The sequence below is a fragment of the Acidovorax sp. BoFeN1 genome (assembly GCF_003345135.1).
Classification (GTDB): domain Bacteria; phylum Pseudomonadota; class Gammaproteobacteria; order Burkholderiales; family Burkholderiaceae_C; genus Acidovorax; species Acidovorax defluvii.
Genome location: NZ_QOZT01000007.1, coordinates 1 through 20,765 on the forward strand (window position 1 = coordinate 1; position 20,765 = coordinate 20,765).

Annotated in this window: 18 protein-coding genes and 1 tRNA gene; 12 read left to right on the forward strand and 7 right to left on the reverse strand. The window is 61.9% G+C overall.

Features of this window, described 5'->3' with window-relative positions; genetic code table 11:
* The coding region (locus DTW89_RS02750) for a TonB-dependent receptor (RefSeq protein ID WP_236637012.1) at positions 1-1,179 on the reverse strand (1,179 nt) is incomplete at its 3' end.
* A 314-nt stretch (positions 1,180-1,493) separates the two neighbouring features.
* A complete protein-coding gene (locus DTW89_RS02755) occupies positions 1,494-1,826 on the reverse strand; it encodes an SWIB/MDM2 domain-containing protein (protein ID WP_024814872.1) in 333 nt (110 codons plus the stop codon).
* A gap of 335 nt (positions 1,827-2,161) precedes the next feature.
* Between DTW89_RS02755 and rraA the strand changes: the two genes are divergently transcribed.
* On the forward strand, positions 2,162-2,674 hold the full coding sequence (rraA, locus tag DTW89_RS02760) for a ribonuclease E activity regulator RraA (RefSeq protein WP_114654870.1): 513 nt from the start codon (positions 2,162-2,164) through the stop codon (positions 2,672-2,674).
* Here rraA and DTW89_RS02765 read toward each other — a convergent pair.
* Positions 2,660-3,574: a DMT family transporter gene (locus DTW89_RS02765; RefSeq protein WP_236637014.1), complete on the reverse strand. Its 915-nt coding sequence runs from the start codon at positions 3,572-3,574 to the stop codon at positions 2,660-2,662. The two genes, rraA and DTW89_RS02765, sit on opposite strands and share 15 nt — an antisense overlap.
* Positions 3,575-3,657: 83 nt before the next feature.
* On the opposite strand from DTW89_RS02765, the gene DTW89_RS02770 reads away from it, so the two are divergent.
* The 11 genes from DTW89_RS02770 to DTW89_RS02820 all read left to right on the forward strand — a co-directional run bounded on the left by DTW89_RS02770 (position 3,658) and on the right by DTW89_RS02820 (position 13,960).
* Positions 3,658-3,873 carry a hypothetical protein gene (locus tag DTW89_RS02770; RefSeq protein WP_114654828.1) on the forward strand — a complete coding sequence of 72 codons (216 nt, stop codon included), beginning with the start codon at positions 3,658-3,660 and terminating at the stop codon, positions 3,871-3,873.
* 320 nt (positions 3,874-4,193) lie between these two features.
* Entirely contained in the window at positions 4,194-5,525 is a 1,332-nt protein-coding gene (aceA, locus tag DTW89_RS02775) for an isocitrate lyase (RefSeq protein WP_024814876.1), read from the forward strand.
* Positions 5,526-5,852: 327 nt separating this feature from the next.
* Positions 5,853-7,772: a threonine--tRNA ligase gene (gene thrS / locus DTW89_RS02780; protein ID WP_114654829.1), complete on the forward strand. Its 1,920-nt coding sequence runs from the start codon at positions 5,853-5,855 to the stop codon at positions 7,770-7,772.
* A gap of 80 nt (positions 7,773-7,852) precedes the next feature.
* Positions 7,853-8,461: a translation initiation factor IF-3 gene (gene infC, locus DTW89_RS02785; RefSeq protein WP_111864239.1), complete on the forward strand. Its 609-nt coding sequence runs from the start codon at positions 7,853-7,855 to the stop codon at positions 8,459-8,461.
* Between the two features lie 178 nt (positions 8,462-8,639).
* The gene (gene rpmI, locus DTW89_RS02790; RefSeq protein WP_024814879.1) at positions 8,640-8,843 is read left to right on the forward strand and encodes a 50S ribosomal protein L35; all 204 of its coding nucleotides are present in this window, start codon (positions 8,640-8,642) and stop codon (positions 8,841-8,843) included.
* 24 nt (positions 8,844-8,867) lie between these two features.
* Positions 8,868-9,227 carry a 50S ribosomal protein L20 gene (rplT, locus tag DTW89_RS02795; protein WP_005795139.1) on the forward strand — a complete coding sequence of 120 codons (360 nt, stop codon included), beginning with the start codon at positions 8,868-8,870 and terminating at the stop codon, positions 9,225-9,227.
* Between the two features lie 101 nt (positions 9,228-9,328).
* Positions 9,329-10,381, forward strand: a complete 1,053-nt coding sequence (gene pheS, locus DTW89_RS02800; protein WP_114654830.1) for a phenylalanine--tRNA ligase subunit alpha — start codon at positions 9,329-9,331, stop codon at positions 10,379-10,381.
* A gap of 125 nt (positions 10,382-10,506) precedes the next feature.
* Complete coding sequence (pheT, locus tag DTW89_RS02805; RefSeq protein ID WP_114654831.1) at positions 10,507-12,957, forward strand: phenylalanine--tRNA ligase subunit beta; 2,451 nt, start codon at positions 10,507-10,509, stop codon at positions 12,955-12,957.
* 18 nt (positions 12,958-12,975) lie between these two features.
* Entirely contained in the window at positions 12,976-13,326 is a 351-nt protein-coding gene (locus DTW89_RS02810; protein ID WP_024814882.1) for an integration host factor subunit alpha, read from the forward strand.
* A 95-nt stretch (positions 13,327-13,421) separates the two neighbouring features.
* Entirely contained in the window at positions 13,422-13,853 is a 432-nt protein-coding gene (locus tag DTW89_RS02815; RefSeq protein ID WP_087745431.1) for a MerR family transcriptional regulator, read from the forward strand.
* 30 nt (positions 13,854-13,883) lie between these two features.
* A tRNA-Pro gene (locus DTW89_RS02820) sits at positions 13,884-13,960 on the forward strand.
* Positions 13,961-14,414: 454 nt separating this feature from the next.
* Here DTW89_RS02820 and DTW89_RS02825 read toward each other — a convergent pair.
* The 4 genes from DTW89_RS02825 to DTW89_RS02840 form a co-directional block, all read right to left on the reverse strand.
* On the reverse strand, positions 14,415-15,281 hold the full coding sequence (locus DTW89_RS02825; RefSeq protein WP_114654832.1) for a TlpA disulfide reductase family protein: 867 nt from the start codon (positions 15,279-15,281) through the stop codon (positions 14,415-14,417).
* A gap of 15 nt (positions 15,282-15,296) precedes the next feature.
* Positions 15,297-16,766, reverse strand: a complete 1,470-nt coding sequence (locus DTW89_RS02830) for an ATP-binding protein (RefSeq protein ID WP_114654833.1) — start codon at positions 16,764-16,766, stop codon at positions 15,297-15,299.
* Positions 16,763-17,440, reverse strand: a complete 678-nt coding sequence (locus DTW89_RS02835; protein ID WP_087745437.1) for a response regulator — start codon at positions 17,438-17,440, stop codon at positions 16,763-16,765. Before DTW89_RS02835 ends, DTW89_RS02830 begins: the two co-directional genes overlap by 4 nt.
* A 61-nt stretch (positions 17,441-17,501) precedes the next feature.
* Entirely contained in the window at positions 17,502-20,696 is a 3,195-nt protein-coding gene (locus DTW89_RS02840; protein WP_442858088.1) for a tetrathionate reductase subunit A, read from the reverse strand.
* Between the last annotated feature and the right edge of the window lie 69 nt (positions 20,697-20,765).

The following is a 20,765-nucleotide window of genomic DNA, read 5'->3' on the forward strand; positions in this document are numbered from 1 at the left end:
GGTGTTGGCGTAGTTCTGGTTGCGCTTCGCATCGTCGTCGTAGTAGTCCACGCCGGTCAGCACGGCGTGCTTTTTGCCACCCCAGTTGAAGGTGTTGCTGTAGTCGCTTTGCACTTGCAGCACATCGCTTTCGCCCATGCGACCTTTGGAACCGTAGCGCGTCAGCACGGTGCTGTCGTTGATCTGACCGAGCGTGATGGCGCTGTTCTGAAAGCCGATGGTGCTGGCCAGCATGTCGCGCTCGTAGGTGCCGTAGCGCAGGCGGGTGTTCAGCTCGCCACCATCATCAAAGCGGTGGATATGGCCCAACGTGGCGTATTGCGATGACGTGTTGGTGTAGTCGCTTTCCAGCCCGTAGAAGTTGCGCGCGGGCAGGGTGGTGTTGATCTTGCCGTCTGCCGACAGGCGCCAGGGGTGGTTGTAGGTAGGGCGGCCCTTGGATTCGAGGTAGTACAGCCCGATGGAGAACTCATCACGGGTGCCGATGCCCCAGGCAAAAGTGGGAGCAATGCCGCGCTTGTCCTGCTTGGCGCCGTAGTTGTCGGCTTCCTGCACCATGGCATTCAGGCGAAACGCTGCGTTTTCGCCTGTGACGAAGTTGAAGTCTCCTGTGGCACGGTGGGAGTTGCCGGTGCCGAAGGTGTATGCCGCCTCATGCTGGTCAATCAGCAGGGGAGCCTTGTTCACCTGGTTGACCACGCCGCCCGTGGAGCCCTTGCCAAACAGCATCGAGGCCGAGCCCTTGAGCACTTCCACCCGGTCGTGATTGAAGGTGTCGCGCTCGATCAGCGGTGCGTCTTTCATGCCGTCGATGTAGATGTCGCCGGCCTGGCCCAGTGAGAAGCCGCGCAGGCGCACATCTTCTTCGCCGGTTTCGCCCGCCAGAAAGGTCACGCCTGCCGTGGTGCGCAGCACTTCACGAAAGTCGTCCTGGTTGCGGTCGGCCATCAGTTTTTCGGTGAACACCGTCACGGACTGGGGAATGTCCTTGATGTCCTGCTTGCCCTTGCCCACTGTGGTTTTCTTGAGGAGCAGGGTGTCTTTGCCCTGAATTTCTGCCGTTTCCTTAACGGTCACGGTGGACATGGTGGTTTCAGGGGCGCTGCCCTGGGCCGCAGCGCCCATCGAGGCGGCCAGCATCAGGGCACCCAGGGGCAGCAAGGCCTTGTCTGAGGACATGCCAAGCGCGGGCGCGGGGTGTTGGGAAGCGGGAAAAGCGTGCGAACGCAGCGCAGTGCTGCGCTGCAGGGGGCGTGATTTAGCCAAGAGGCCTCCGTCGAAAGGTGGATGTGCAGGTGGCGCGCGGGTGCGCCAAGAGCAGGCGAGAGGCAATGGCTAGATCAACATGGCTGTGCATCGTCGTGCTGTCTTATGTTACATCAAATGCGGGTCATTCTCATTTGCATTGATGTTGAGGCGCAACATTGTTCGGCCTTTCGAACGAAAAAAAACCGGCTGAGCCGGTTTTTTGGGAGCAGCAAGAGAGAGGCCTCTTACTTGACGTGCTTGCCGATCAGGCCGGCCAATTCAAACATCGACACTTGCGGCTTGCCGAACAGTTCCTTGAGCTTGGCGTCTGCATTGATGTTGCGCTTGTTGGCGGCGTCCTGCAGGTTGTTGGCCTTGATGTAGACCCACAGCTTGCTGATGATCTCCGTGCGCGGCAGCGGTGCCGAGCCCACCACGGCGGCCAGCGCGGGGCTGGGCGTCAGCGCCTTCATGAAGGCGGCATTGGGGGTGCGCTTCTTGGCGGGTGCGGCGGCCTTGGTAGCGGGCGCCTTGGCTGCGGGAGCGGCCTTTGCCGGAGCTTTTTTTGCAGTTGCCATGTTGGGTTGTCCTTGTTGGAAGTAAATTTTCACCAGCGAAACGAGGCTTTCCCACTGGCAAGGTGATGCTACTGGGAAAAAAACACCTTTCCAAGTGAGCCATGGCTTTTTTTGCCTCGATTTGTTGCGGTAGGGCACCATGGGTCAGCCTTTGACCGCAGGAGACGTCCAATGCATTGCTTTTCGCGGGTTATCCCCGGTGGCGCGAGAACAAATTCTGCGTGTCGCCCGCAGGCCGGGGTATTTGGCCTAGCAGGGTCTGCGCGACAATTCGCCGACGCCGCTGCGCGATCGTCTTTTTCCTTGCAACTTCCCGCATGAAAGGTTTTCGGCCCATGACCGCCCCACATTCCACGGCATTCAGCACCTGTGATTTCTGCGATGCGCACAAAGCTGATGACAGCGGTGCGTTTCGCGTGTTGCCTCCGGTATTCCAGAGCTACGGCGGTGTGGCCGCCTTTGCCGGCGCCGTGGCAACGGTGAAGTGCTTTGAAGACAACACCCTGGTCAAGGCAGCGGTCGACTCCCCCGGCCTTGGCCGCGTGCTGGTGGTGGACGGCGGGGGGTCTTTGCGGCGCGCCCTGGTGGGCGGCAATCTGGCCGCCGCCGCCGCACGCAATGGCTGGGCGGGCGTTGTGGTGGATGGTTGTGTGCGGGATGTGGCCGAACTCAACGCTGCCGCCGTGGGGATTCGCGCCCTGGGCCTGATGCCCCTGCCTACTGAAAAGCGCAACGAAGGGCAGCGCGATGTGGCGGTGCAGATCCAGGGTGTGTGGGTGCGGCCCGGCGACTGGCTCTATGCGGACGCCGACGGTATCGTGATCAGTGCCGGGTCACTGCAGGCCTGAATTGGCCTTTTGACCCACGCGCAGTGCCGCACGCGTGGGCAAGGTGGCCAGCAGGACGCTGGCCAGCGCAATGCCAAATGCCAGCAATTGCAGGCCTGAGAACGACTCGCCCAGCACCAGCACCCCCACCAGTGCGGCACTGATGGGCAACAGCACGGTGAATATGCCGCCTTGCGCCGCCGGCACGGCCTTCAGACCCGTCATCCATAGCCAGACGGTCCACATGCAGGCGGCCAGCGCATAAAACACCAGCAGCAACCAGATGTTCCAGCTCACTGCAGCAAAGTCGAATCCCCAGGCCATGTAGAGGCCCAGCGGGGTGGACAGTGCAAACCCCCACAGGTTGATCAGCGAGGTGATGCGCTTGGGGCCGAGCGCCCCCGTGAGCTTTTTGCCAATGACCGAATACGCCGCTTCGCAGATGACGGCGCCCACCAAAAGCAACTGACCCAGCCACGCAAGATTTTGAGTATTTTCGCCTTCTAGCGCTTGTAGAGTATGTGCTGAGTGCTCTGATTTTGAAAGCGAAAGTAGGGCAATGCCCGCCACCGCGCAGGCCACAGCCACCCAGGTGCGTGGGGCCACGCGCTCGCGCAGAAAGGCCCAACTCATCACCGCCACAGCCGCTGGAATGGCGGCCATGATCACGCCCGCGGACACCGCGCTGGTCAGGCTCACCCCATAGATCATGCAGACGGTGAACAGGAAATTCCCGAGGAACGACTCCAGAAACAACAGCCGCCGCACCTGTGGTGTCAATGGTGGCTCATCGGCGGGCTTCTTCAGCCAGTGCACCATGGCCAGCCCTCCGATGCCAAAACGCATCCAGGCCAGCAGAAACACTGGAATCGCAGCAGCCAGCGGCTTGGACAGCGCCACATAGCTGCCCACCAGCGCCATGCTGAGGGCCAGGCACAGATAGGCGATGGTGCGGCTGGGGGCGTTCACTGGACTGGGGCACTTGAAGATGGGAGCAGCACATCATGCCCGACGAAACGGCGCTCATCTCTCGGATGAACAAGTGTTGTGTTGCCGCCATGCTGCATTCGGTCCGCTACACCATGGTGCTCAGCCCGGCGCACCGGGCGCGGTTGGGTGCAGGGCTGTTCGATGGCGAGCGCATGCACCCAGCCGTGCATTGCGGCGGCCTGTTCCCGTCGCTGTTGCTGTGTCTCACGTATGCAATGAACCCACACTAAAGTGCAAACGCCCGCCGATGTACCCAACGAGTCCGGCGGCAAGTAGCCCCGGCGCACAAAACCATATTTTCACAATGCAAAAACAGTTTTTCACATCTCGGGATTGTGGATCTGCTGCAGTGCGGGAAATTTTCTCAATATGAGAAATCATTTTTTATATTGAGGAATGATCGTTCCAATTCATTGTTTTTAAATAGAAAAATTTATCTCTTCTATAAGACATAAGAGGTTGCGCAAGTCTTATAGAAGACTTAAAGTACACCCCATGAACAACAGCTTTGTTGTTCGAGATTTTTTCAATCAACCGACGGAGTCACCACATGTCCCAAGCACCGAGCCAACAACTCACCCGCGAACAGCAAATTGCAGCCTTGGAAAAAGACTGGGCCACCAACCCCCGCTGGAAGGGTGTCAAGCGCGGTTACACCGCTGCGGACGTGGTGCGTCTGCGCGGCTCGCTGCCCATCGAGCACACGCTGGCCCGTCGCGGTGCTGAAAAGCTCTGGGAAAAGGTCAACGGCGGTGCCAAGAAGGGCTACGTGAATGCCTTCGGCGCGATCTCCGCCGGTCAGGCCATGCAGCAGGCCAAGGCTGGCCTGGAAGCCGTGTACCTGTCGGGCTGGCAAGTTGCCGCTGACGGCAACACATCGGAAACCATGTACCCCGACCAGTCGCTGTACGCCTACGACTCGGTGCCCACCATGGTGCGCCGCATCAACAACACCTTCAAGCGCGCTGACGAAATCCAGTGGGGCCGTGGTATCAACCCCGGCGACAAGGAATTCATCGATTACTTCCTGCCCATCGTGGCTGACGCAGAAGCCGGTTTCGGTGGTGTGCTGAACGCCTTCGAACTGATGAAGAACATGATTGCCGCTGGCGCAGCCGGCGTGCACTTCGAAGACCAGCTGGCTGCAGTGAAGAAGTGCGGCCACATGGGTGGCAAGGTGCTGGTTCCGACGCAAGAAGCCTGCGAAAAGCTGATCTCGGCCCGTTTTGCTGCCGACGTGATGGGCGTGCCCACCATCATTCTGGCCCGCACCGACGCAGAAGCTGCCAACCTGATCACTTCTGACCACGATGCCAACGACAAGCCCTTCCTGACCGGCGAGCGCACGCAAGAAGGCTTCTACCGCGTCAAGAACGGCCTGGAGCAAGCCATCAGCCGTGGTATTGCCTACGCCCCCTACGCCGACCTGGTGTGGTGCGAAACCGGCGTGCCCGACATCGGCTTCGCCCGTGAGTTCGCTCAGGCTGTGCTGGCCGCCAACCCCGGCAAGCTGCTGTCGTACAACTGCTCGCCATCGTTTAACTGGAAGAAGAACCTCAACGACTCGCAGATCGCTTCCTTCCAGGAAGAACTGTCTGCTCTGGGCTACAAGTACCAGTTCATCACGCTGGCCGGTATCCACATCAACTGGTTCAACACCTTCCAGTTCGCCCACGCCTACGCCCGCGGCGAAGGCATGAAGCACTACGTCAACATGGTGCAGGAGCCCGAGTTCGCAGCCCGCGAAAAGGGTTACACCTTCGTGTCGCACCAGCAGGAAGTGGGCGCAGGCTACTTCGACGACGTGACCACCGTGATCCAGGGCGGCTCGTCCTCCGTGAAGGCCCTGACGGGTTCGACCGAAGAAGAGCAGTTCCACTGATCTGACGCGCCGCTGCGCCACCTGTGTGTGGCGTAGAACGCATCAAAAATACCGTTCAGAAAGCCCGAAGCGCATGCTTCGGGCTTTTTTTGTTGGCCGTAAGGTTAAAATGCAAGCAAATTCAATGCACAAGAGCGAGAAAGGCAATCTGGTTATGACACCGCGAACTACATCGGAGATGTTGACCGGCCGCTGAGGCTGGCTGTTCGCGCCTGCACGAGATTGCACACCTCCTCCAGATAGCGCGGACCTGTTCCGCGCTTTTTTGTTTCTGGGCCTGGCGCGTGCCCGCTCCCATTGCATTGTTTGAAAAGAAAGAGTTCTCCCATGATTCACATCACGCTTCCAGACGGTTCACAACGCGAATTTCCAGGGCCGGTCACGGTGGCCGAGGTGGCCGCCACGATTGGCGCGGGTCTGGCCAAGGCCGCTTTGGCCGGCAAGATCGGCGACAAGGTGGTGGACACCAGCCACCAGATCACGGCAGACAGCCCGCTGTCCATCGTAACGGCCAAGGACGCCGATGGCCTGGATGTGATCCGCCACTCCACGGCCCACTTGCTGGCCTATGCGGTGAAAGAGCTGTTCCCGGACGCGCAGGTCACCATCGGCCCGGTGATCGAGAACGGCTTCTATTACGACTTTGCCTACAAGCACCCCTTCACGCCGGAGGACCTGGTGGCGATCGAGAAGCGCATGACCGAACTGGCTGCCAAGGACGAGCCCATCGTGCGCCGCGTGCTGCCGCGCGACGAGGCCGTGCAGTATTTCATGGGCCTGGGCGAGCAATACAAGGCCGAAATCATTGCCAGCATTCCCAGCAATGAAGACGTGAGCCTGTACCGCGAAGGCAGTTTTGAAGACCTGTGCCGTGGCCCGCACGTCCCGAGCACGGGCAAGCTCAAGTTCTTCAAGCTCATGAAGGTGGCGGGCGCCTACTGGCGCGGCGACCACCGCAACGAGATGCTGCAACGCGTTTATGGCACGGCCTGGGCGACGAAGGACGAACTCCAGCAGTACCTGACCATGCTGGAGGAGGCCGAGAAGCGCGACCACCGCAAGCTGGGGCGCGAACTCGACCTGTTCCATATTGACGAACACTCGCCCGGCACGGTGTTCTGGCACCCCAAGGGCTGGACGCTGTGGCAGGAGGTGGAGCAATACATGCGCCGCGTTTACCGCGACAACGGCTACCAGGAGGTCAAGGGTCCGCAGATTCTGGACAAGACGCTCTGGGAAAAAACCGGTCACTGGGACAAGTACCGCGACAACATGTTCACGACCGAGAGCGAGAAGCGCGACTACGCCCTCAAGCCGATGAACTGCCCGGGCCACATCCTGATCTTCAAGCAGGGCATCAAGAGCTACCGCGACCTGCCCCTGCGCTACGGCGAGTTCGGCCAGTGCCACCGCAACGAGCCGACGGGCGGGTTGCACGGCATCATGCGTGTGCGCGGCTTCACGCAGGATGACGGGCACATCTTCTGTACTGAAGAGCACATCCTGCCCGAGTGCACGGCGTACACAGCCTTGCTGCAAAAGGTTTACAAGGACTTCGGCTTCGAAAACATCATCTACAAGGTGGCCACGCGCCCCGAGGCGCGCATTGGCTCAGACGAAAGCTGGGACAAGGCCGAGCATGCGCTGATGGAAAGCCTGCGGGCATCGGGCTGCGAGTTCGAGATCGCCCCGGGCGACGGCGCCTTCTACGGCCCCAAGATCGAGTACACGCTCAAGGACGCGATCGGGCGCCAGTGGCAGTGCGGCACCATGCAAGTGGACTTTTCCATGCCCGAGCGGCTGGACGCCGAATATGTGGGGGAAGACGGCGCCCGCCACCGGCCCGTCATGCTGCACCGCGCCATCGTGGGAAGCCTGGAGCGCTTCATCGGTATCCTGATAGAGCAGCACGCCGGTGCGCTGCCGGTGTGGCTGGCGCCGGTGCAGGTTGCAGTGCTCAACATCACCGACGCGCAGGGCGATTACTGTCGTGAAATTGCCGCAAAACTGCAAAAAGTGCTGCCCCATCAAGACCTTAGGGTGGCGCTCGATCTGCGCAACGAGAAGATTACGTATAAAATACGCGAGCATTCGTTGCAAAAGCTGCCTTACATACTCGTCGCTGGTGACAAGGAGAAGGCGGCAGGAGCCGTCGCAGTGCGCGCCCGGGGTAATCGAGATCTCGGCGTGATGTCCGTTGAAGCGTTCGCAGAGCTGATCGCCCTAGACATCGCTTCCAAAGTGTGATTTTGAATGAAAACATGCTTTGGCGTGCGCCCACGGTGCGGTTTTAGCTACTATTTTTGTAGCATTTTGATTCAAGGAAGATAGCCATCGCTACTGAATTTCGTGATCGTCGCCACCGTGAAGAGCGCAAGCACCGCCTGAACCGTGAAATCATGGCCCCTGAAGTCCGTCTTTCCGGGCCAGAGAATGAGCCTTTGGGCGTTGTGAGCTTGATGGAAGCCTTGCGCATGGCCGGCGAGTTGGACGTGGATCTGGTGGAGATCGCCGCGACGGCGAACCCCCCAGTGTGCCGCCTGATGGACTATGGCAAGTTCAAGTACCAGGAACAAAAGCGTGCTGCCGAAGCCAAGGCCAAGCAGACGGTCATCGAGATCAAGGAAGTCAAATTCCGTCCGGGTACGGACGATGGCGACTACAACATCAAGATGCGCAATATTCGCCGTTTTCTGGCGGATGGAGACAAGTGCAAGATCACGCTGCGGTTCCGCGGTCGTGAAATCACGCACCAGGAACTGGGTTTGGCCTTGCTCAATCGCATTCGCGACGAGTTGGCTGACACCATCCTGATTGAGCAGTTTCCCAAGCTGGAAGGCCGCCAGATGATCATGATGATCGCTCCTGGCAAGAAGAAGCCAGCTGCGCCCAAACCGGCTGCAGAAGCTGCTCCGGCCTCTGGCACTGCGGCCTGATGTGAAATGAATTTGAGGATTTGAGTGCCGAGCCCGCAATGGCGCGGCATTCGAAAAGGTGGTGCTTTGGCGCTGCCGAACGAGAGGCGAAAGTCTTTCGATAAAAGTGGCTCGGGGCCAACAAGTTTGCAGATCGGTTTGCAAACGCCTCACGAGCACAACGAAAAGGAGCATTCACATGCCCAAAATGAAGACCAAGAGCAGCGCGAAAAAACGTTTCCGCGTTCGTCCAGGTGGCACCGTCAAGCGCGGTCAAGCCTTCAAGCGTCACATCTTGACGAAGAAGACCACCAAGAATAAGCGCCATTTGCGTGGTGCGGTTGCTGTGCATGAGACCAATATGGCCTCGGTTGCACAAATGCTGCCCGGCATGGGCATTTAATAACGACGAACAAGGAGTACATACATGCCTCGCGTCAAACGTGGTGTAACGGCCCGTGCCCGTCACAAAAAAGTTCTCGCCCTTGCAAAGGGTTTCCGTGGTCGCCGCGGTAACGTCTTCCGGATCGCCAAACAGGCGGTAATGAAGGCTGGGCAATATGCCTATCGTGACCGCCGCACCAAGAAGCGCGTGTTCCGCCAGTTGTGGATTGCCCGTATCAACGCTGCTGCACGTGAACTGGGCCTGACCTACAGCCAGTTCGCCAACGGCCTGAAGAAGGCATCCATCGAGATCGACCGCAAGATGCTGGCCGACCTCGCCGTGCACGACAAGGCTGCCTTTGGCAGCATCGTGGAACAAGTCAAGGCCAAGCTGGCTGCTTGAGTTCATGATGGGAAGCTATCTTTTTGATAGCTTCCTGCGCAATAACAACAAGGGCTAGAGCTTGAAAAGGCACTAGCCCTTGTTTATTTTCAAGAGTCGATATGAACGAGTTGGATTCCCTGGTCGAAAGCGCGACGCAGCTGTTTGCCCAAAGCGCCACCCCCGCTGATCTGGAAAATGCAAAAGCGCAGTTTCTGGGCAAGTCGGGCCGCGTGACCGAGCTCATGAAGGGCATGGCGCAGCTGTCGGTAGACGAAAAGAAGTCCCGCGGCGCCGCCATCAATGTCGCCAAGCAGGCCATTGAGGCAGCCCTTGCCGCACGCCGCCAGGCGCTGGCCGACGCTGAGCTGGAGGTGCAGCTCAAGGCCGAAGCGCTGGACGTTAGCCTGCCCGGCCGCCAGCGCGGGCAGGGTGGTCTGCACCCGGTATCGCTGACGCTCGAGCGCATCCAGGGCATCTTCGGCTCCATGGGTTTTGATGTGGCCGAAGGCCCTGAAATCGAAACCGACTGGTTCAACTTCACCGCACTGAACACGCCGGAAGACCATCCTGCGCGTTCCATGCACGACACCTTCTATGTCGAAGGCGGCACTGCTACCGCCCCCAACCTGCTGCGCACCCACACCAGTCCCATGCAGATCCGCCACGCGGTGCAGCATGTCAAGCGCCACCGCGCACTGCTCGATGCCGGCCAGTCCATGCCCGAGATCCGCGTCATCGCGCCAGGCCGCACCTACCGTGTGGACAGCGATGCCACGCACTCGCCCATGTTCCACCAGTGCGAAGGCCTGTGGGTGGGCGAGAATGTGAGTTTCAAGGATCTCAAGGTCATCTTCACGGCGTTTTGCCGCACCTTCTTCGAGAGCGACGACCTGGTGCTGCGCTTTCGGCCCAGTTTCTTTCCGTTCACCGAACCCAGCGCAGAGATCGACATCCAGTTCCAGACGGGCCCGCTGGCTGGCCGCTGGCTGGAGGTGGCCGGCTCGGGTCAGGTGCACCCCAACGTGGTGCGCAACATGGGGCTCGACCCCGAGAAATACATCGGTTTTGCGTTTGGCATGGGCCCTGACCGCCTGACCATGCTGCGCTATGGCGTGAACGACCTGCGCCTGTTTTTCGACGGCGACATCCGTTTCCTGTCGCAGTTCCAATAAAGCAAAAAAGTGAGCTGCTAGCGCCTTTATCCATTGGGTTTCAATATGTTTTTATGTTGAAACCAAATAATGGCAAGCGCAAGCAGCTATCTTTTTAAAAGCTAACGCCAAAGAGTTTTCTCACTATGCAATTCCCCGAGTCCTGGTTGCGCGAATTTTGCAACCCCCCGCTGACCACCCAAGAACTCGCCGACACGCTGACCATGGCCGGCCTGGAGGTTGAAGAGCTGCGACCCGTGGCGCCGCCGTTTACCAACATTGTGGTGGGCGAAATCAAGGAAGCCGTGCAGCACCCCGATGCGGACCGCCTGCGCGTATGCCAAGTGGACGTGGGGCAGGGTGCCTTGCTCAACATCGTGTGTGGCGCGCCCAATGCGCGTGTGGGTATCAAGGTGCCATGCGCGCTGGTGGGCGCCGAGTTGCCGTCCGGCGACGACGGCAAGCCGTTCCTCATCAAGGTGGGCAAGCTGCGCGGCGTGGAAAGCCAGGGCATGCTCTGCTCGGCCCGCGAACTCAAGCTGTCGGAAGACCATGGCGGCCTGCTGGAGCTGGACGCCTCTGCGCCGGTTGGCCAGGACATCCGTGCGCATCTGAATCTGGACGACACACTGTTCACCCTGAAGCTCACGCCCAATCTGGCGCACTGCCTGAGTGTTTATGGCATTGCACGCGAAGTGTCCGCACTCACGGGCGTGCCTTTGGTGCAGCCGTCGTTTTCGGCGGTGAGTGCCCAACTGGCCGACAAGCTTGCCGTGAAGGTGAGCGCGCCCGACCTGTGCGGCCGCTTTTCTGGCCGTATCGTGCGCAACGTGAACACGCGCGCAGCCACCCCGCAGTGGATGCTGGACCGGCTGTCACGTTGCGGCCAGCGCGGTGTGTCGCCGCTGGTGGACATCTCGAACTATGTGATGTTTGAGCTGGGGCGCCCGTCGCATATTTTTGACCTGGACAAGATCCACGGCGGGCTGGATGTGCGCTGGGGCAAGCCGGGCGAGCAGCTCAAGCTGCTCAACGGCAACACCGTCACCCTGGACGACAAGGTGGGTGTGATCGCTGATGACAGCCAGGTCGAGTCGCTGGCCGGCATCATGGGCGGTGATGCCACGGCGGTGTCCGATGACACCCGGCATATCTATATCGAGGCCGCCTTCTGGTGGCCCAAGGCGGTGGCAGGGCGCTCGCGCCGTTTCAATTTTTCGACCGATGCCGGCCATCGCTTCGAACGGGGTGTGGACCCGAGCCTGACGGTGGAACACATCGAACGCATCACCCAACTGGTCATCGATATCTGCGGCACGCCTGACACGGTGTGCGGCCCTATGGACGATCAGGCAGTGAACCTGCCGGTGCCCAAGCCCGTCACGCTGCGCGTGGCACGCGCCGCCAAGGTCATTGGCATGTCCTTGACGCAAGAGCAATGTGCTGGCGCCTTGCAGCGTCTGGGCCTGCCCGTGGTGCAGGGCGAAGGCACGCTCACGGTCACACCGCCCACCTTCCGCTTCGACATCACGATTGAGGAAGACCTGATCGAGGAAGTCGCGCGCATGGTGGGCTACAACAACCTGCCGACCACGCCGCCGCTGGCACCCATCACACCCAAGCTCGCTGCCGAGGCCACGCGCAGCCCGTTTGCCGTGCGCCGGTCTCTGGCCGGTCTGGGGTATCAGGAGACGATCAACTTCAGTTTTGTGGAAGAGCGCTGGGAGCATGAATTGCCCGCCAATGTGCAGCCCATCAAGCTGCTCAACCCGATTGCAAGCCAGATGAGCGTTATGCGCTCTACCTTGCTGGGTTCTTTGCTACAGGTTTTGAAGTTCAACCTGGACCGCAAGGCTGAGCGGGTGCGCGTGTTCGAGCTGGGCCGTGTGTTTTTGCGCGATGCCAGCGTGCGCAACACCGACACCACCGTGGAAGGTTTTCACCAACCCATGCGCGTGGCGGGTCTGGCCTATGGTCCCAATGACATGCTGCAGTGGGGCCGCAAAGAGCAGGTCATTGACTTCTTCGATGTGAAGGGCGATGTGGAGGCCTTGCTGGCGCCGTTGCGACCCACCTTCGAGCCAGGCGCCCACCCGTCCATGCATCCCGGTCGCTGCGCGCGCGTGCTGGTGAACGGGCGTGCCATCGGCTTTGTGGGCGAGCTGCATCCGCAATGGCGCCAGTCGTGGGATCTGCCCCAGGCGCCGGTGATGTTCGAGCTGGAGCTGGATGCCGTGCTGCAGCGGGTGGTGCCGCAGTTCCAGCCGGTCGCCAAGCACCAGGCGGTGGAGCGCGATCTGGCCGTGGTGGTGGCTGAGCGCGTGACGCATGCCGAGGTGATGGATGCCATCACCGCTGCCGTTCCTGGCACCATGCTGCGTTCGGCCGTGCTGTTTGATGTGTACCGGCCCAAGCCCTTGCGCGCTGGCGAATCTGCGCCCGCAGGTGGACTGGCTGCTGGCGAAAAGAGTCTGGCGGTGCGCCTGTCACTGGGCCGGGCCGAGGCCACACTGACAGAAGCCGAGATCGACACGGCCGTGCAGGCCGTCGTGGCCCAACTGGTCGCCCGCACCGGTGGTCGGTTGCGTGTTGGATGAAAAACCGGGAGCGCCGACGTGATTGAATTTGCGGTAGAAAGCATCGAAACCCCTGCGCTGACCAAGGCGCAACTGGCCGACCTCCTGTTCGACCAGATCGGGTTGAACAAGCGCGAGTCCAAGGACATGATCGACGCTTTCTTTGACCTGATTGCGCAACGCCTGGTGGACGGCAAGGACGTCAAGCTTTCGGGTTTTGGCAACTTCCAGATCCGGACCAAGGCGCCGCGACCGGGCCGAAACCCGCGCACCGGTGAAGCCATTCCCATCCAGGCGCGCAGGGTGGTGACTTTTCATGCCAGCAGCAAACTCAAGGAGCAGATCCAGTCTGCTGCTTCGGTTCCAGCTTCGGCTTCGGCTTTGGTGTGAGTTTTGATCCAACTGGCAACTGAATTGGCAATGCGGTCTGGCGTTTACAGGGCGTCTGCAGTACGCTAGTCAGCTTTTCGTCCGAATCACCATCCATGGGCACCCAGCTTCCATCCATTCCCGCCAAGCGGTACTTCACGATTGGTGAAGTTGCGGAGTTGTGTGGCGTCAAGCCGCATGTCCTGCGCTATTGGGAGCAGGAGTTCACCCAGTTGCGGCCCATGAAACGGCGAGGCAACCGCCGGTATTACCAGCACCACGAGGTGCTGATGATCCGACGCATCCGCGACTTGCTGTACGACCAGGGCTTCACCATCAGTGGGGCGCGCAATCGCTTGCAGGATCCAGTGCCTTCCGCGCACGATGAAGCGCCGCTGCCACCGGTGTTGATGTCGGAATTGGTGTCCATGCGCACGGGCGCAGACATCGCCCAAGGCGCGGGCACTGATGTGCTTGGCGGTTTGTTCGACAGCAATGCGGTGCGCCAGGAATTATTTGAAATTCGTGCATTGCTTTCCCTGAACTGAAGAATTTTCTGTATATAATTTAAGTCTTGTCGGCGTGTAGCGCAGCCAGGTAGCGCACTTGCATGGGGTGCAAGGGGTCGCGAGTTCGAATCCCGCCACGCCGACCATTGATAGCAAAAGCCCAGAGCCGAAAGGTTCTGGGCTTTTTTGCTTTGTGCCAGGGATGGGCACACAAAGCAGGTGCGCCGGGCCACGCGCTGCTCACGGTGAGCGTGATGACGCACCAGCGCATGTGCGCTGCCAGATGCGGAATGCGGAATGCAAGCGGAGAGCTTGAATCGTGAGCCCATGCGTTGATAACGACGAAATCGCAGCTGTGTTGAGTGGGCATGAAGACTACGCCGCTGGCAAGGCTCAATGCACGTGCACGTGCATGCGCATGTAGAACGCTGACGTGGGCACAAGCGATAAAACCTGGTGCGATTGAACTGGCAGGCGGCCTGTGAACGGTTCAAGGCCAACCGCACCACCCTTGATACCCGGTACCTGCAAGCTCAAGCGAGCTTCGAGCAGCAGGTTTTCTGATGAGGGTGTCGGGTGGCTATTTGCACGCCACTGTGGTCATTTGGCGGGACTCGCGGGACTCGCGGGACTCGCGGGAATCATGGGAATCATGGGGCTGGAGATCAGCGCCAGGTTGTCTGCCAGCGTTGCGGCAGACAGCTCACCCGCGCGCACTGCGGCCAATCGGCCCTGGCCGTCATAGAACAGCGTGGTGGGCAGGGCCTTGTAGCCCAGGCTGCTGCCCAGCTGGGAGGTTTGGTCCAGCACCACATCGGCATGCGGCAAGCCATGCTGGGTGGCAAAGCGTGAGACGACATCGGGCGCCTCGCCCTGGTTGACCCACAGGAAGCGGATTTGTGGCTTTGCATTGCGCGCTTGCAGCAGCACCGGCATCTCGCGCCTGCAGGGCGGGCACCAGCTGGCCCATAGATTCACCACCACGGGTTGGCCGCGCAGATCTGGCAGTGAGACGGTGCGCGCATCCAGTGCCACGCCGTGCCAGGGTGGCAGGTCTGCCACGCGTGGTGGGGCCGTGGCGTGCAGCAGCGCCAGGCCCGCCAGCCAGACGGCAGTGAACGTGGCCAGACCTGCCGTTGCAGGCCGGCGCCAGGGGCTGCGCCGCAACCACAACACGGTGCAGTAGAGCAGGGCGGCACCCAGGCCGGCCCAGGGTTCCCAGCCACCGTCGCGGATGTTGATGATCGACCAGGGTGCAGCGACATATTCACCGGTGTAGCGCAGCACAAAGCCCAGGCGCGCTGCCAGCAGCGCCACAAGAGCCATTCGCCAGCCGTGCGGGCCGGGCGCAAGGCCCCGGCGCACGGACAGGCGTTCATGCACCCAGACGCCCAGTTGCCAGCCGGCCAGCATGATGAGCAGTGCCCAGGGCAGCACCAGCGGGCCTAAATGCAGCATGCGTTCCATGGTCGTCAGTCCTTTTCAGCCTCGTGCAGTGCCATGCGCAGGGGCGGCATCTGCAGCGCAAGTGGGCAGCCGCAGCCGGGCGACCAGGCCGGGCGTGCCGGGCTCCAGCACCAGCGTGCCGCCCGCACTTTCTGCGATGCGGTGCACGATGGTCAGCCCCAGTCCACTGCCCGGATCGCTGCCAGACTTGCGCCAAAAGCGCTTCAGCGCCTGCCCGCATTCATCTGCCGTGAGGCCCGGCCCCTGGTCACGCACGCAAATTTCCACCTGCCCGTCGCCAGCGGTGCCTGCGTGCCATTGCAGCGTGGCGCTCACGGGTGTCGGGCCACGGTGGTAGCGCAGTGCGTTGTCTACAAGGTTGGTGATGGCGCAGGTCAGCAGCGCCGGCGCCAGGGGCAACTGGACGGTTTCCCAGGCCGCGGGCTCGGACGGCACCTCGCGCGCGTCCAGCGTTATGGCGGGCACTGCGCTGCCTTCGTTTTTGGCGCGGTGCAGGGATTGCCGGCAGGCCAGTCGAAAGGCTTGCGCAATCTCGGTACCCACTGTGTGGCGCGTGTCGCCGGCAGTGGCCGTTTCCACGCGAGCCAGCTGCAGCAGCTGCTCCAGCGTTGCGTGCATGTGGTCGATGCCCTCACCCGCCTGGCGCAAGGCGTTGGCCACCCTGTCCTGCGGGGCATTCGGTGTATTGGCGGCCAGCGCCATTTGCGCGACTTGCACATGGGTCTTGATGGCCGTGAGGGGGGTGCGCAGCTCGTGTGCCGCATCTGTGGTCCAGCGGCGTTCATGTTCGATGCTGGCGTCCATGCGCTCCAGCAGCTGGTTCAGGCTGTCGACGAGCGGGGCCAGCTCCTTGATGTCGTGGCCTGACTTGACGGGCGTTGGGTCTTGCGGCGGGCGTTCAACCAGCTCGTCGCGCAAACGCTGCAGTGGCTGCAGGCTGAGCGTGCAGATCCACCACGTGAGCAGCAGGACGCCGACAAGCGCCAGGGCAAAAGGCAGCACCAGCGAGCGCAGGAAGGTCTGCACCAGATGATCGCGCATGTCCAGCCGGTCGGCGGTGGCCACGCGCACGCCGTTTTCCTCCAGCACATAGGTGCGCCACTGCTTTCCGCCCTTGGTGATCTGGCCAAAACCCGCGCTGCCTGCGGACGCCATGTCAGGAATATTGTTGGTTCTGGCGATGGGCAAAAAATCCACCTCGCTGCGAACCAGGCTCACCTCGCAGGCCACGCCATCGCGCGCTATCACCGAGAGCAGTGCATCGTTTTGCGCACGCGGTGTGGTGGCCAGTTGCATGGGTTGGAACTGCACCACGATGCCTGCCACCATTCGGGCCGAGGCGATTAGCCGATCGTCCAGCATGGTGCGCAGTTCGCGCTGCATGTTGGTGAATTGCCAGGCCGCCACGCCGCCCCAGATGAGGCACATGGTGAGGCTCAGGCCCAGCACCAAACGCAGGCGCAGACTTTTCGGCAGGGGCGTCATGTCGTGCTGTCGCAGTAGCGGGCGCCAAGGCGAAAACCTTGACCGCGCACGGTGTCGATCACGTCGGCACCCAGCTTCTTGCGCAGGTGGTGCACGTGCACGTTGACGGTGTTGCTGCCCACGTCCAGGTCCAGTCCATAGAGACTGTTGTGCAGCTGCGCCGGGCTCAGCACGCGCCCGCGCGCCTGCACCAGTGCCGACAGCAGCGCCCATTCGCGGCGCGCAATCTCCACGGGCTTGCCTTCGCGGGAGATCTCGCCCGTCGCCATGTTGACCTGGCAGTCGCCCAGCATCATCAGATCGCCGGCACGCCCGCCCGCGCGGCGCAGCAACGCGCGCAGTCGCATCACCAGCTCCTGCAGATCGAAGGGCTTGGTCAGGTAGTCATCGGTGCCCGTCTGAAAACCGGCCATCTTGTCCTCGATGGTGCCGCGTGCGGTGAGGATGAGCACCGGCACATCCCGCCCCTGCGCGCGCCAGTGGCGCAGCAGGTCGATGCCGTCGCCATCGGGCAGGCCCAGGTCCAGCACGCAGGCATCAAAGTCACGGCGGGCCATGTGGGCTCTGGCCTGGGCCACGCTGGCCGCCGTGTCGCTGGTGAAGCCATGCAGTTCCAGCCCGGTCTGGATGCCGCTGGCAACCAGGGTGTTGTCTTCGACGATCAGAATGTGCATGGAGTGCGGCTGTGGGGGAGTGCGTGCATTGTAGGAAGGCGGCCCTGCTGGCCGGCCTCCCTTACACGCGCCGCACTTTGACCGGCAGCCCCTGCCGAACCACCGCGCCCGACACCCAGTCAATCCAGACGTTGTCCTTGGCGGGCCGCGTAGGGTCGGCAAAGCCCAGGCTGTTCAGATTCACGCCCTGACCGTGCTGCGGGTTGTGGGCGGTGAGCTTGCCATCCACGGTATGGGCCACGGCACCCAGTTGCTTGTGTCCGTAGCCGTATTCGATGGCCACTGCCCCCTGTGCAATGCCCCCACGCACCAGTGCCACGCCTTGCACACGCGCTCCGGGGGTGCTGACCTCGATGCGGTCGCCGTTGGCAATGCCCAGCCGGGCCGCGTCGTCCCTGTTGAGGCTGATGGGGTTGTGTGGGTGCACCTGGCGCAGGCGCGAGGCCGCAATCGACATCGAGCTCATCAGGTTGGATTTGTAGGAGCTCAGGGTGAGCGGCCAGTCGCTTTCGGGGAAATGCTCGCGCATGCTCGTACCGCTGGCAAAGCGGGTGGGGTACCAGGTGGGGCAGCCCACGTAGCGCTCGCCCGTCATCGAGTGGCGCATCTTGGCCAGGCCTTCGTGCCAAAGCTGCACCGGGAACTTGTGGGCGGCCTTGACCTGTTCGCCGTTCCAGGCGTCGTCGATCTTGTCGAAGCGCCCGCCGCGGCTCATCACCATGGCAACGCGGCGCACTTCCTCGGGTTTGAGGCGCTTTTCCAGATCGGGCATCCAGCGGGTGAGGCCGGTGATGGCGATGTCGTCCTCGCTGGCTTCGGGCACAGGCTTGCCGGCCTGGTAGGCAATGTTGCACATGCCACGCAGGTAGAAGTCTTCGGACGACTCCAGGTCCAGCGGTTCGCCCTCTTTGGTGCTCATGGCGTTCTTGCCGAAGCCGGGAAGGCCCAGCTGTTTGGCGACAGCGAACACGAAGCTTTCAAAGCTCACGGGCTTGCCGTCGGTGGTCCTGGCGGTGGCGGGTTCGACCACGGGCCAGCGCACGGTAGAGCTCTTGGCAACCACGTCGGCCCATGGGGCGCCGATGCCCCAGCTCTCGTAGGTCACGGTGTCGGGCACGATGTAGTCGGCCAGGGCCGAGGTCTCGTTGATGAACGGGTCCACCGAGATGAACAGCGGCAGCTTCTTCGGGTCTTTGATGGCGTCCACCAGCGTGTTCTCGAAACCGCAGATGGCATACACCGGGTTGCTCATGTGGTTGACCCACGCCTTCACCGGGTAGGGGTAGCCCAGCAGGCCGGCGGCCAGCATTTCGCTGCTCATGCCCCCGGGGGCGGGATACCACGGAGCCTTGGCGGGATAGGGGTTCTGGCCGGCTTCCTTTTTGCGTTTGAATTCGCTGGTTTTTTCGTAGGGGAAGCGCGTGCGTGAAAGGGCCACACCCGTGGGTTTGACCGCGCCAGGGAACTGCGCAAAGTTGTAGCGCGGGCCAGGGCCAAAGGGGCCGAAGGGGCCGGCATCAAGAACCCAGCCGCCCTTGACGTTGAGGTTGCCGATCAGGTTGTTCAGCATGGCGATGGCGTAGGCGGTGTAAAAACCTGCACCGCTCATGGTGCCGCCGTGCGAGTTGGCCACGGCCTGCTTGCCGTGGCTGGTGAATTCGCGCGCCAGATCTTCAATGTCCTTCACCGGCACGCCGCACTTGTCCGAGTATTCCTGCAGCGTCTGGCGCCGCGCTTCTTCGCGCAGTTTGACGAACGATGTGCAGACGGCCATCGGCGCGGGCTCCTCGGTGGCGTCAGCTGCCTTGATCGGGGTGAAGTCGCGCTGCACCACCAGCTCAGCGGGCTGGGCCACGGTGTGCGGGGCAAGGCTGCCGTCGGCCAGTTGCACCACATACAGATCTTCGGCGGGTGTTTTCTCGTCCACCGGCTCGGGCAGAGGCAGCCCCAGGTCCGCTCCGCGCAAGAACTGCCCGTAACGCGGATGCTTCGCATCGTTGATCAGCAGGTGGCTGGCGTTGCTCCACGCGGCCTCGCCTGCGGCGGCCATGGCGGACGGACCGGGCTGGCTGAGGAACCGGGCGTCGTAGCGCTCGTTGTCAATGATCCAGCGGATCATGCCCATGACCAGAGCGAGATCGGTGGTGGGCTTGATGGGCAACCAGCGGTTGTTGTCACCTGCCGCATGGCTGGAGGACATGGGCAGGATGGGCGAGACAACCACGTACTGGTACGTGTTCTGTGCACGCGAGCGTGCCTCGGACAGCTCACGTCCCATTCGCTGAAAGGGGTTGCCAGCCTGTGCCGGCGCGGTGCCGATAAACAGGCCGAAACGCGAGTTCTTCCAGTCTGGCTTGCCGTGGGGCATGCCGGCAAGGTTGCCCAAGGCGGCTGCCGTGCCCACCCGGTAGGTCTGGCCGCAGTAGGCGCCGTGGTTGGACACGTTCACGGTGCCAAAAGACTGGCGGGCAAAGCGGTTGATCAAGGGCGTGCGACCTTCGTTGGAGGCATCGGTCACCAATAGCTGGTTGGCCTTTGGGCCGTATTCGGGGTTCTCGGGGTCGATCAGCGTTTGCACATCGCGGATGGCCCGCAGTCCGTCCACATGGCCTTCGCCGAACAGGTCGCCGCCTTCACAGATTTCCTTGACAAGATCCTCGAACGCGATGGTCTTCCATTGGCCCGAGCCGCGCGGGCCCACCCGCTTGAGCGGCTGCAGCACGCGATGCGGTGCGGTCTGGTGCTCGAACATGGCCGAGCCGCGCGCACAGCTGGTGGCGCGGCCTTCCAGGCCGTTGTCGCCGCCCAGCATGGCGTACACCTCACGCACCGGCGTTTCCATGGGTGCATGGTGCGTGGTGGCCAGCGGGTGGTAGGGGTTGCCGGCGACGCGCAGGATTTGGTTGTGCCCGGTGTCGACACGCACACGGATACCGCACTGTGTCCAGCAGCCCAGGCAGCTGCTGGGGCTGACCACCTGGCCAGGCTGGGTGGTGAGCTGGCCCGTCACGGGGTCGATGCGGAACTCTGGTGTCAGTGCGTTTCCGCGTGTGGCGCTTTTGGTGGGTGTGCCGGATGTGCCCGTAACCAGGCCCTTGGCTCCCTTGACCACCGTCTCGCCGTATCCGGCGGCAAACGCAGCCAGGCCACCGGCCACGGCGCCGCCGCGCAGCAGCATGCGGCGGCGGTTCATTTCGGGGCTGGTGTCAGTGCTGCCAGCGTGTTGAGGAACGGGAGGTTGGTTTTTGTCGGTCATGGGAAGTCTCTTTCAGGTCAGCGCAGCAGTCATCTAATGCTATTATTTATATAGCTGCTAGCGCTTGTC

Bases quoted from the DNA above. Each gene is read 5' to 3' on its own strand.
- DTW89_RS02835 (WP_087745437.1), bottom strand. From the start codon at position 17,440: ATGCACATTCTGATCGTCGAAGACAACACCCTGGTTGCCAGCGGCATC.
- DTW89_RS02755 (WP_024814872.1), bottom strand. From the start codon at position 1,826: ATGGCAACTGCAAAAAAAGCTCCGGCAAAGGCCGCTCCCGCAGCCAAG.
- pheT (WP_114654831.1), top strand. From the start codon at position 10,507: ATGCAATTCCCCGAGTCCTGGTTGCGCGAATTTTGCAACCCCCCGCTG.
- DTW89_RS02815 (WP_087745431.1), top strand. From the start codon at position 13,422: ATGGGCACCCAGCTTCCATCCATTCCCGCCAAGCGGTACTTCACGATT.
- DTW89_RS02830 (WP_114654833.1), bottom strand. From the start codon at position 16,766: ATGACGCCCCTGCCGAAAAGTCTGCGCCTGCGTTTGGTGCTGGGCCTG.
- rplT (WP_005795139.1), top strand. From the start codon at position 8,868: ATGCCTCGCGTCAAACGTGGTGTAACGGCCCGTGCCCGTCACAAAAAA.
- DTW89_RS02825 (WP_114654832.1), bottom strand. From the start codon at position 15,281: ATGGAACGCATGCTGCATTTAGGCCCGCTGGTGCTGCCCTGGGCACTG.
- thrS (WP_114654829.1), top strand. From the start codon at position 5,853: ATGATTCACATCACGCTTCCAGACGGTTCACAACGCGAATTTCCAGGG.
- pheS (WP_114654830.1), top strand. From the start codon at position 9,329: ATGAACGAGTTGGATTCCCTGGTCGAAAGCGCGACGCAGCTGTTTGCC.
- rraA (WP_114654870.1), top strand. From the start codon at position 2,162: ATGACCGCCCCACATTCCACGGCATTCAGCACCTGTGATTTCTGCGAT.
- DTW89_RS02840 (WP_442858088.1), bottom strand. From the start codon at position 20,696: ATGACCGACAAAAACCAACCTCCCGTTCCTCAACACGCTGGCAGCACT.
- DTW89_RS02770 (WP_114654828.1), top strand. From the start codon at position 3,658: ATGCCCGACGAAACGGCGCTCATCTCTCGGATGAACAAGTGTTGTGTT.
- rpmI (WP_024814879.1), top strand. From the start codon at position 8,640: ATGCCCAAAATGAAGACCAAGAGCAGCGCGAAAAAACGTTTCCGCGTT.
- DTW89_RS02765 (WP_236637014.1), bottom strand. From the start codon at position 3,574: ATGGCGCTGGTGGGCAGCTATGTGGCGCTGTCCAAGCCGCTGGCTGCT.
- aceA (WP_024814876.1), top strand. From the start codon at position 4,194: ATGTCCCAAGCACCGAGCCAACAACTCACCCGCGAACAGCAAATTGCA.